The 10,473-nt window shown below is 70.2% G+C and carries 11 protein-coding genes; 5 read left to right on the forward strand and 6 right to left on the reverse strand.

All coding sequences use genetic code 11. The features are described 5' to 3' along the window. Window positions 1–92 precede the first annotated feature (92 nt). A complete protein-coding gene (locus HA630_RS26565; RefSeq protein WP_166834369.1) occupies window positions 93–1,118 on the forward strand; it encodes a GGDEF domain-containing protein in 1,026 nt (341 codons plus the stop codon). 31 nt (window positions 1,119–1,149) lie between these two features. Here the strand turns inward: HA630_RS26565 and mnmA are convergent, their stop codons facing one another. The 6 genes from mnmA to HA630_RS09930 form a co-directional block, all read right to left on the reverse strand. Continuing rightward, window positions 1,150–2,391 carry a tRNA 2-thiouridine(34) synthase MnmA gene (gene mnmA / locus HA630_RS09905; RefSeq protein ID WP_166834411.1) on the reverse strand — a complete coding sequence of 414 codons (1,242 nt, stop codon included), beginning with the start codon at window positions 2,389–2,391 and terminating at the stop codon, window positions 1,150–1,152. 8 nt (window positions 2,392–2,399) lie between these two features. Next, window positions 2,400–3,053 carry a formylglycine-generating enzyme family protein gene (locus HA630_RS09910; protein ID WP_371809236.1) on the reverse strand — a complete coding sequence of 218 codons (654 nt, stop codon included), beginning with the start codon at window positions 3,051–3,053 and terminating at the stop codon, window positions 2,400–2,402. Between the two features lie 104 nt (window positions 3,054–3,157). Beyond that, window positions 3,158–4,186 carry an LLM class flavin-dependent oxidoreductase gene (locus HA630_RS09915; RefSeq protein WP_166834415.1) on the reverse strand — a complete coding sequence of 343 codons (1,029 nt, stop codon included), beginning with the start codon at window positions 4,184–4,186 and terminating at the stop codon, window positions 3,158–3,160. Between the two features lie 49 nt (window positions 4,187–4,235). Beyond that, entirely contained in the window at window positions 4,236–5,306 is a 1,071-nt protein-coding gene (locus tag HA630_RS09920) for a J domain-containing protein (protein ID WP_166834354.1), read from the reverse strand. After that, window positions 5,303–6,583 (reverse strand): glutamate-5-semialdehyde dehydrogenase, encoded by a 1,281-nt coding sequence (locus HA630_RS09925; protein ID WP_166834353.1) that lies wholly within the window; start codon window positions 6,581–6,583, stop codon window positions 5,303–5,305. The genes HA630_RS09920 and HA630_RS09925 overlap by 4 nt, the downstream gene beginning before the upstream one ends. Window positions 6,584–6,623: 40 nt before the next feature. After that, entirely contained in the window at window positions 6,624–7,097 is a 474-nt protein-coding gene (locus HA630_RS09930) for a MarR family winged helix-turn-helix transcriptional regulator (protein ID WP_166834408.1), read from the reverse strand. 111 nt (window positions 7,098–7,208) lie between these two features. Between HA630_RS09930 and HA630_RS09935 the strand changes: the two genes are divergently transcribed. From HA630_RS09935 to HA630_RS09950, 4 genes are all read left to right on the forward strand, one after another. Continuing rightward, window positions 7,209–8,417, forward strand: a complete 1,209-nt coding sequence (locus HA630_RS09935) for a 3-hydroxybenzoate 6-monooxygenase (protein WP_166834351.1) — start codon at window positions 7,209–7,211, stop codon at window positions 8,415–8,417. Window positions 8,418–8,430: 13 nt separating this feature from the next. Further along, window positions 8,431–9,474, forward strand: a complete 1,044-nt coding sequence (locus HA630_RS09940; RefSeq protein ID WP_166834349.1) for a cupin domain-containing protein — start codon at window positions 8,431–8,433, stop codon at window positions 9,472–9,474. Window positions 9,475–9,497: 23 nt separating this feature from the next. After that, window positions 9,498–10,199 carry a fumarylacetoacetate hydrolase family protein gene (locus tag HA630_RS09945; protein ID WP_166834347.1) on the forward strand — a complete coding sequence of 234 codons (702 nt, stop codon included), beginning with the start codon at window positions 9,498–9,500 and terminating at the stop codon, window positions 10,197–10,199. An 8-nt stretch (window positions 10,200–10,207) separates the two neighbouring features. Continuing rightward, window positions 10,208–10,473 (forward strand): glutathione S-transferase N-terminal domain-containing protein (locus tag HA630_RS09950; RefSeq protein ID WP_208300051.1); only part of this gene is annotated, 266 nt, incomplete at its 3' end.

Consider the following 10,473-nt stretch of genomic DNA (forward strand, 5'->3'; position numbering starts at 1 on the left):
AGGGTTGAAGAGTCCTGCCATAAACCGTTGCCAGACATTACAATTTTCCTGCCGGGCCTAGCCACAGTGGCCCACCAACCGGGTGCCACCGCGTGCAATACCAAGAAACCAGAGACAAAAGCGCCGAACTGCTGCGAACCGTGATCGGGTTCATGGGCCAGCACGACGCCGCCTTCAACCCCACCACCTACAGCGTCTGGTACGAATATGCGGCCGGCCTCAACGCCCGGCTCAACCAGGCGCTGGACCAGCTCAAGCTGACCGAACCGCGCCTGGGCGATGCGTCCATCCAGCGCCTCTACCGCGAGCACATCGCCGGGGTGGACGACAAGACCATGGACCGCATCAGCCGCGACTTCCAGCAGGTGATGAACAACGTGGTGGACAGCGTGCAACGCACCGGCGACCAGGCCGGGGCCTTCGGGGCCGGCCTGCACGACCTGAACACCGCGCTGCAACAGACCGACAACCCCGCCGCCCTGCACGACCACCTGCAGCTGGCGCTGCAGCGCAGCCAGGCGATGCAGGACTCGGCCGCGGCCCTCAAGGCCCAGGTGGACGCCAGCCGCGCCGAAATCCAGCGCCTGCGCGCCGACCTGGACCGCGCCCGCGAAGAGGTGTTCGTGGACAGCCTGACCCGGGTGCTCAACCGCAAGGGGCTGGACCACCGCCTGGAACAGTTGCTGCGCCAACCCCTGACCGCGCACCCCAGCCACGGGCTGGTGATGGTGGACATCGACCACTTCAAGCGCATCAACGACGAACACGGCCACCTGGTGGGCGACCAGGTGCTGGCCGGCATGGGCGAACTGCTGCGCAAGGTGGTGAACGACCCGGCGCACCTGGTGGCGCGCTACGGGGGCGAGGAATTTGCCATCGTGCTGCCGCACGCCGGCCTGGAGGCCACCGCCGCCGTGGCCGAACGGGTGCGCGCCACCGCCAAGGCGATGAAGCTGCGCAAGCGCAACACGCAAGACGTGGTGTTGAGCGTGACCGTCTCGGCCGGGGCCGCGGCGCTGCAGCACGGCGAAAGCGCGAACGATTGGATCGCGCGAGCCGACGCGGCGCTGTACCGCTCCAAGGCCAGCGGGCGCGACCGGGTGTCGCTGGCGGCCTGACCGGCACGCGGCCCGCGCCGCGACGCAGGGTTCAGGCCGGTTTGCGGCCCGCGCCCACCGCGCGCCGGGGCCGGCGGGCCGGGGGTCGGGCCGGCGCCAGCGCCGGCAAAGGCCGCTCGGTGGCCGTGGCCGCCTGGATCACGCCGCCACCCAAACACACCTCGCCGTCGTACAGCACCGCGCTCTGGCCCGGCGTCACCGCCCACTGCGGCTCGGCAAAGCGCAACGCGAACGTGCCGTCGGCCCCCGCGCTGGCCACGCAGGCCGCGTCGGCCTGGCGGTAGCGGGTCTTGGCGCCGTAAGCGCCCGGCGCGGGCGGCACGCCGGCCACCCAGCTCGCGTCCAGCGCCGACAGTTCGGGCGACAGCAGCCAGGGGTGGTCGTGGCCCTGCACCACCCACAGGGTGTGGTTCGCCACGTCCTTGCGCGCCACGAACCACGGCGCGTGTTCGCCCGTGCCCTTGGCGTCGCCCGCGGTTTTCAGGCCGCCGATGCCCAGGCCCTGGCGCTGGCCCAGGGTGTAAAAACTCAGGCCCACGTGGCGGCCGATCTCGCGGCCCCGGTCGTCGCGGATCGGGCCCGGTTCCTTCTGGATGTAGCGGTTGAGGAAGTCGCGGAACGGCCGCTCACCGATGAAGCAGATGCCGGTGCTGTCCTTCTTCTTGGCGTTGGGCAGGCCGATCTCGGCGGCGATGCGACGCACCTCGGTCTTGGGCAATTCGCCCACCGGGAACAGCGTCTTGGCCAGCTGCGCCTGGTTCAGGCGGTGCAGAAAATAGCTCTGGTCCTTCAGCGGGTCCAGGCCCTTGAGCAGCTCAAAGCGGCCGTCGGCGGCGCTGCTGGTGGCCGCGTCGCGCACCTGGCCGTCGTGGCCGATGCAGCGCACCCGGGCGTAGTGGCCGGTGGCGATCTTCTCGGCCCCCAGGCGCATGGCGTGGTCCAGAAAGGCCTTGAACTTGATCTCGGCGTTGCACAGGATGTCGGGGTTGGGCGTGCGCCCGGCCTGGTACTCGCGCAGGAACTCGGCAAACACGCGGTCCTTGTACTCGGCGGCGAAGTTGACGTGCTCGATGTCGATGCCGATCACATCGGCCACGCTGGCCGCGTCCAGCCAGTCCTGGCGGCTGGAGCAGTATTCGCTGTCGTCGTCATCTTCCCAGTTCTTCATGAAGATGCCGATGACCTCGTAGCCCTGCTGCTTGAGCAGGTAAGCACTGACGGCGGAATCCACGCCGCCGGACAGGCCGACGACGACACGGGGTTTGGTAGGCATGGGCCGAATTATCGGCGCTGCAGGGGATGGACGCAGCGAAAGCCGATGTACACCGCCGCAAAGTGCGCCGGCTTCCAGGCGTCCACGTGGGCGCCCATTTGGTCGTGGCCGTACCACCAGGAGCCACCCATGGTGCGCCGTTCCTCCCCGCGCGCGTCCGACACCCATTCCCAGACATTGGCCCCCATGTCGTACAGGCCATTGACGCCGGCCCGGGTGGCGCCGGCGGGCGCGGCGCGGGGCCAGGGGTCGGCGCCCGAGGTGTTGGCCCCCTCGGGCCGATCGCCGGTGGGCCAGGGGTAGGTGCGGCCCCGCACCCAGGGCGGGGGCGGCGATAGGCGCGCCTCGGTGTAGGCCGCTTGCTTCCATTGGGCCGCCGTGGGCAGCGTGCCGCCGGCCCAGCGGCAGTAGGCCTCGGCCTCGGGCTGGGTCAGGTGCACCGCGGGCAAGCGGGGGTCGGCGTGGGCCTGCCCGTCGGGCCCGCGCCAGGTCCAGCCAGGGCGCCGTTGCCAGCCGCCGACGTACTCCATGCCACCGCCCTGCCGCTCCGCGTCGGTGACCACCCCCGTGGCCTGCGCGTAGCGGGCAAAATCGCCGATCGTCACCTCCGTCTGGTCGATCGCCCAACCGTCCAGGGCCACCCGGGCCGGACTGGCGGGCACGGTGGCCAGGGCCGCACCTGCAGTGGCGGTAATCAGCCCAGCCGCGGCCCAGCGGCGCCCACCCCTGCACGGGCCAACGATGGCAGGCACACCAGGGCAGGCCTTCATGCTGGCAGTGCTTCGGGCGGCTGGTCGGCACGCATGGCGGCCGCAGCGATGTCCAGCGAGCGCAGGCGCAGGGCGGGGTCGTACACGTCGCTGACCAGGACGAACTCGTCGGCCCCGGTCAGGTCGGCCAGGCGCTGCAGGCCGGCGCGCACCGTCTCGGGCCCGCCCACCACGGCGGCGGCCAGGAAGTCGCCGATGACGCTGCGGGCCTGCCCGTCCACCTGCGCCCAGAAGTCGGGCACCGGCGGCTGCAGGCGGCGGCGGTCGCCGGTGAGGATGCCCAGCACCCGCTGGTAGGTGCTGCTGGCCAGGTACTCGGCTTCGGCGTCGGTGGGGGCGGCGATCAGCGGCACGCCGATGGCCACATGGGGCTGGGCCAGCGTGGCCGAGGGACGGAAGCGGGCGCGGTACAGGTCGATGGCCTGCAACAGCAGCCGCGGCGCGAAATGCGAGGCAAACGCGAACGGCAGGCCCCGTTCGGCGGCCAACTGCGCCGAAAACAGGCTGGAGCCCAGCAACCAGATCGGCACGTGGGTGCCGGCGCCGGGCATGGCGATGAGCCGCTGGCCGGGTTGCGGGTCGCCCAGCAGGCGCTGCAGTTCGGCCACGTCGCGGGGAAAGTCGTCCTCGGTTTCGGGCCGGTCGCGGCGCAGGGCGCGCATGGTGGGGCCGTCGGTGCCGGGCGCGCGGCCCAGGCCCAGGTCGATGCGGCCGGGGTAGAGCTCGGCCAGGGTGCCAAAGGCCTCGGCCACCACCAGCGGCGCGTGGTTGGGCAGCATCACCCCGCCGGAGCCGACGCGGATGCGCGAGGTGCCACCGGCGATGTGACCGACCAGCACCGCGGTGGCGGAACTGGCGATGCCGGCCATGTTGTGGTGTTCGGCCAGCCAGTAGCGGGTGAAACCCAGGTGTTCGGCGTGCTGGGCGGTACGCAGGGCGATGGCCAGGGCGTCGGCCACCGTGCCGCCTTCGCGCACGGCCACCAGGTCGAGCATGGACAGGGCGATGGTGTGGAGGGAACGCATGCGGGCATTGTGGCGCAGGGGGGCCACACCCCGGTCGCGTCGGGGACGTTCAGGCGCGGCGCTGGGCGTTCAGCCAGCGCTGGAGGCCGGCCACGTCCTGCAGTTGCGCCAGGTCGCGCTGCGCCTGGGCCAGGCGTTCGGCCCAAGCGCTGCCCAGCGCCTGGCGGTGCCGCGCCAGCGCGCCGTCGTCCCACGGGGTGCCGTCGGGCAGGCCAAGGCGGTGGCGCCAGTCCTGTTGTTCGTGCTGGCGCAGCCGTTCCAGCCGGGCGGTCTGCTCCTGCAGCAAACGGGTCAGGGCAGCGAGGCGTTCGGCCGGGGCGGCATCGCCCTGTAGCCGCAGCAGGGTCAGCAGGTCGCGCTGGGCGTAGGCGGCGTTGACCTCGCCCATCAGGTGGTGGCGGCGCTGGCGTTCGGCGTCGTCGGGCGCGCGGTCGGGGTGCAGGGCACTGGCCAATTGCCGGTAGAGCCGGCGCAGCACGGTGTCGGGGGTGTCGGTGTGCTCGGGGGTGCCGGCCCGGGGGGCCGTGGCCCCAGGGTCGAGCGCGGCGCGGCGGGCCTGCCGGGCCTGGCGACGCGCCTGGCGTTTGGCCTCGCGCTCGGCCCGCTCGCGCTGCCAGCGTTGCCGGGCGGCGTCCCACACGGCGTCGGGGTCGTCGGCCGGCGCGTGGGCGGCCCAGCCGTCGCCCAGCCAGTCGGCCACCTGGGCGTGCACCGCCGCGGCCTGGGCCTGGCGCCACTGGGCCAGGGTGAGCGGGCTGTGCCGGTCGTGCAGGGGCGCCAGGTCGGCCTGGCCTTGCGCGCACAGGGCACGCAGCCGCGCACACAGGGCCTCGCGCAGGGTGTGGCGTTGGGCGCTGCTCAGGCGCGGGTCGTCGGCCTCGCGCCAGTCGGCCAAGCGCAGGGCCAGGTCGCGCTGGACCTGCAGGTGCTGGCGTTGCAGGGGCAGCACCTCGGCCGCCCACAGGCGCTGGTGCGCCAGCCCCTGTTGTTGCTGGGCGTCGCGCTGGGCCTGCAGCCGCTGCACCCGCTGCAAGGCCCGCCGGTAGGCGGCCAGGGGGCCGTTCGCCGCGGGCGCGGCCGGGCTGGGCCGCAGGCCGCGCGTGGGAGGGCGCGGGCTCAACCGCGCACTTCGCCCTCGCCCAGCACCACGTACTTGAGCGAGGTCAGCCCCTCCACCCCCACCGGGCCGCGGGCGTGGAACTTGTCGGTGGAAATGCCGATTTCGGCGCCCAGCCCGTACTCAAAGCCGTCGGCAAAGCGGGTGCTGGCGTTGACCATCACGCTGCTGGAATCGACCTCGCGCAGAAATTTTTGCGCATGCACATGGTCGGTGGTCAGGATGGCCTCGGTGTGGCCACTGGAGTAGCGGTTGATGTGGGCAATGGCCTCGTCCACCCCGGCCACCACCTTCACGCTGATGATGGGGGCCAGGTATTCCTCGCTCCAGTCCTGCTCGGTGGCGTCTTTCAGGTGGGCGCCGGGCACGGCCGCCAGCAGGGCCTTGGATTCGGCGCAACAACGCATTTCCACGCCTTTTTGCGCGAAGATGGCGCCGATTTGCGGCAAGAAGGCCGCCGCCACGCCGCGCGCCACCAGCAGGCTTTCGGTCGCGTTGCAGGGGCTGTACTTCTGGGTTTTGGCGTTGTCGGTCACCTTCACCGCCAGGGCCAGGTCGCACGGGTCGTCCACGTAGGTGTGGCAGTTGCCGTCCAGGTGCTTGATCACGGGCACCTTGGCCTCGCGGCTGATGCGCTCGATCAGGCCCTTGCCGCCGCGCGGGATGATCACGTCCACATAAGCCGGCATGGCGATGAGCTGGCCCACGGCCTCGCGGTCGGTGGTGGGCACCAGCTGCACCGCGTCGGCCGGCAGGCCGGCCTGCACCAGCGCCTGCCGCACCAGCGCGGCCAGGGCGCGGTTGCTGTCGATGGCCTCGGACCCGCCGCGCAAGATGCAGGCGTTGCCGCTCTTGATGGACAAAGACGCCGCCTCGATGGTCACGTTGGGCCGGCTTTCGTAAATCATGCCGAACACGCCGATGGGCACCCGCATCTGCCCCACGCGGATGCCGCTGGGCTGCTGTTTCATGCCCATGACCTCGCCGATGATGTCGGGCATGGCCGCCAGCTGCTCGCAGCCCTCGGCGCAGGTCTCCAGCACCTTGGGGGTGAGCTTGAGCCGGTCCACCATGGGCTCGGCCAGGCCGGCGGCGCGGGCGCGCTCCAGGTCCTTGGCGTTTTCCACCTGCAGCTCGTCCACGTTGGCGCGCAGCAGGGCGGCCAGGCCGCGCAGGGCCTTCACCTTGGTGGCGGCGCCGGCCTTGGCCATCAGCGCCGAGGCGGCTTTGGCCTGTTGGCCCAGGGTGTGCATCAGTTCAACGGTGTTCAGGGCGTTCATGACCCGCATTTTCGCACCCCGGCGCCGGCCGTGCCGGGCGTCAGCGCCCGGTGTCGCTGGGCGCCCGGCTGAATTCGTTGTTTTCCGTCACCAGGCGGTTGAGCAAGGCCATGAAGGTGTCGCGCTCGGCGGCCGACAGCGGCGCCAGCGTCAGCGCCTGCGCGCGCAGCACGGCCGGGCGGGCCTGTTCGCACAGCGCGTGGCCGTCGGCGGTGAGCGACAGCAGGCGCACCCGCTTGTCTTCCGGCGACAGGCTGCGCTGCAGCAGGCCGCGCGCCTCCAGCCGGTCCACCACGCCGGCGGTGGTGGAGGTGTCCAGCGCGATCTGCCGCGCCAGCGTGCGCTGGTCAATGCCGGGCTGGTGCTGCACCGTTTGCAAAGCCCCGTACTGCACCGGGGTGAGGTTGAGGTCTTGCAGTTCCTGGTGGAAGATGCCGACAGAGATCTGGTGCAGGCGCCGGATGGCGTGGCCCGGCAGGCGGTCGATGCCGGGGTGGGACGGGGGCGTGGACATGGCCACCGAGTCTAGGGGAATGCCCAGGCTTGTCATGGTTTCATGTTATCACTATACTAATCATTCGTGTACTGATGATTTGTGTGCTTTCCACATCGAAGGAGACTCAGCATGACGCAATCCGTCCCGGCGCTGCCGGTTTTGGTGGCCGGTGGTGGCATCGGTGGCCTGGCCGCCGCCCTGGCCCTGGTGAACCAGGGCTTTCAGGTACAGGTGTTCGAGCAAGCGCCCGAAATCGGTGAAATCGGCGCCGGCATCCAGTTGGGGCCCAACGCCTTCCACGCGTTTGACGCGCTGGGCGTGGGCCCGCAAGCGCGCGCCCGCGCCGTGTACACCGACTTCATGGTGATGCACGACGCGGTGGACGAATCCCTGGTGGGCCGCATCGAGACCGGCGAGGCCTTCCGCCAGCGCTTCGGCAACCCCTACGCCGTGATCCACCGCGCCGACGTGCACCTGTCGCTGCTGGAAGGCGCGCAGGCCAGCGGCCAGGTGGAATTCCACACCAACACCCGCATCGTGCAGATCGAGCAGGACGAGGCCGCCGGCACCGTCACCGCCACCGACCAGCACGGCAAGCGCTGGACCGGCCAGGCCCTGATCGGCGCCGACGGCGTGAAGTCCGTGGTGCGCCAGCAGTACGTGAACGACCCGCACCGCGTCACCGGCCACGTGGTCTACCGCGCCGTGGTGGACAAGGCCGATTTCCCGAAAGACCTGCAGTGGAACGCCGCCAGCCTGTGGGCCGGCCCCAAGTGCCACCTGGTGCACTACCCGCTGCGCGGCGGCGAGCAGTACAACGTGGTGGTGACCTTCCACAGCCGCGAGCAGGAAGAATGGGGCGTGAAAGACGGCTCCAAGGAAGAGGTGGAAAGCTACTTCCAGGGCATCAGCCCCAAGGCACGCCAGCTCATCGAACTGCCCAAGAGCTGGAAGCGCTGGGCCACGGCCGACAAGGAGCCGATCGAGAACTGGGTGTTCGGCCGCGTGACGATCCTTGGCGACGCCGCCCACCCCACCACCCAGTACATGGCCCAGGGCGCCTGCATGGCCATGGAAGACGCGGTGACCCTGGGCGAAGCCCTGCGCGTGACGAACAAGGACTGGGCCGCCGCGCTGGAGCTGTACCGCAAGAACCGCGTGGCGCGCACCGGCCGCATCGTGCTGAGCAGCCGCGAGATGGGCCGCATCTACCACGCCACCGGGGTGGAACGCCTGATCCGCAACCAGATGTGGAAGAACCGCCCGCAAGAGCGCTTCTACGACGCGATGGAGTGGCTGTACAGCTGGAACGTGAGCAACTGCCTGCAACAGGGCTGAAACGGAGACGAACATGCAAGAACTTGGCCGATTGGAAGACCTGCCGCAGGACTACCGCGACGAGCTGAAGGCGCTGAACCTGGTGCCGCTGTGGCCCAGCCTGCGCGGCGTGCTGCCGCCGCACGTGCCCACGCGCCAGACCCGCGCCACCCACTGGCCCTACGCCAGCTTGAAGCCCCTGCTGCTCAAGGCCGGTGAGCTGACCCCGATCGAAAAGGCCGAGCGCCGTGTGCTGGTGCTGGCCAACCCCGGCCACGGCCTGGAGAAGATGCAGGCCAGCGCCGCCATGTACCTGGGCATGCAGCTGCTGCTGCCCGGCGAATGGGCGCCCAGCCACCGCCACACCCCCAACGCCGTGCGCATGATCGTCGAAGGCGAAGGCGCCTACACCACGGTGGACGGCGAAAAGTGCCCGATGGCCCGCGGCGACCTGATCCTGACCCCCACCGGCCTGTGGCACGAGCACGGCCACGACGGCACCGAGCCCGTGGTGTGGCTGGACGTGCTGGACCTGCCGCTGGTGTACTACATGGAGGCCAGCTACCACCTCAACGGCGAGCGCCAGCAGGTCAACCCGGGCCGCGGCGACCGCGCCTGGACCCGTGCCGGCGTGGTGCCCACGACCGTGTTCCAGCGCAGCGACAAGCGTTACCCCATGCTGCGCTACCCCTGGGCCGACACCCGCGCCGCCCTGCTGGCCCTGGCCGACGACCAGCCGGCGCAGGAATGCGTGCAGGTCACCTACATCAACCCCGAAACCGGGGAAGACGCCGAGAACATCCTGGGCTTTTACGCCCTGATGCTCAAACCCGGCCAGACGCTGCGCCTGCCCGCGCGTTCGCCGGCCCAGGTGTTCCACCAGATCGAAGGCGGCACGCAAGTGACCGTGGACGGCGCCGGCCAGACCTTCACCCTGGCCGAGGCCGACACCTGCTGCGCCCCGGGCTACACCGCCGTCACCCTGAAGAACCTGAGCGCCGACCAGCCGGCCTTCGTTTTTATGGCCGACGAGTCGCCGCTGCACCGCAAACTGGGCGTGTACGAAGTCCGCGCCTGACCCCCTTTTTTTCCGGAAACACCATGACGCAATACCTGTTCAACCCGCCCGCCGTCCAGTCCCTACCCATCCGTGGCAAGACCGAGCGTTTCCCCATCAACCGCATCTTCTGCGTCGGCCGCAATTACCACGCCCACGCGGTGGAAATGGGCCGTCCGGTCGATAAAAGCGTCGAAAACGCTTTTTACTTCACCAAATCGCCGCAAACCCTGGTGGAAAGCGGCGCGACCGTGGCCTACCCGCCGCGCACCAGCAACTACCACTACGAGATGGAACTGGTGCTGGCCATCGGCAAGCCCGGCTTCCGCGTGAGCGAAGAAAACGCCCACGAACTGGTGTACGGCTACGCCGCCGGCCTGGACATGACCCGCCGCGACCTGCAGTTGGTGGCGCGCGACAAGGGCCGCCCCTGGGACACCGGCAAGGACATCGAAGAAGGCTCGGTCTGCTCCGAAATCGTGCCGATGGAAGGCGTGGTGGTCGAGCAGGGCGCCATCGCCCTGGAAGTCAATGGCGTGACCAAGCAGTCGTCCAACGTGGACAAGCTGATCTGGAACATCCGCGAAATCATCGCCGACCTGTCCACCTACTACCACCTGCAGCCCGGCGACCTGATCTACACCGGCACCCCCGAAGGCGTGGGCCCCGTGGTGGCGGGCGACCAGATCACCGGCCGCGTGGAAGGCATTGCCGAGATCGCGCTGACCGTCGGCCCGGCCGAGTGAGTCCCGCGATGAAGCTCTACAACTTCTGGCGCAGCGGCACCTCGCACCGGCTGCGCATCGCGCTCAACCTCAAGGGGCTGAGCACCGAGTACGTGGCCGTGCACCTGGGCAAGGAAGCGCACCTGACCGACACCTTCAAGGCGCTGAACCCGCAGCAGCTGGTGCCGGCCCTGGACACCGGTGAGCAGGTGCTGATCCAGTCGCCCGCCATCATCGAATGGCTGGAAGAGCAGTACCCCACGCCCGCGCTGCTGCCGGCCGACGCCGGCGGCCG

This window comes from Aquabacterium sp. A08, from assembly GCF_011742065.1.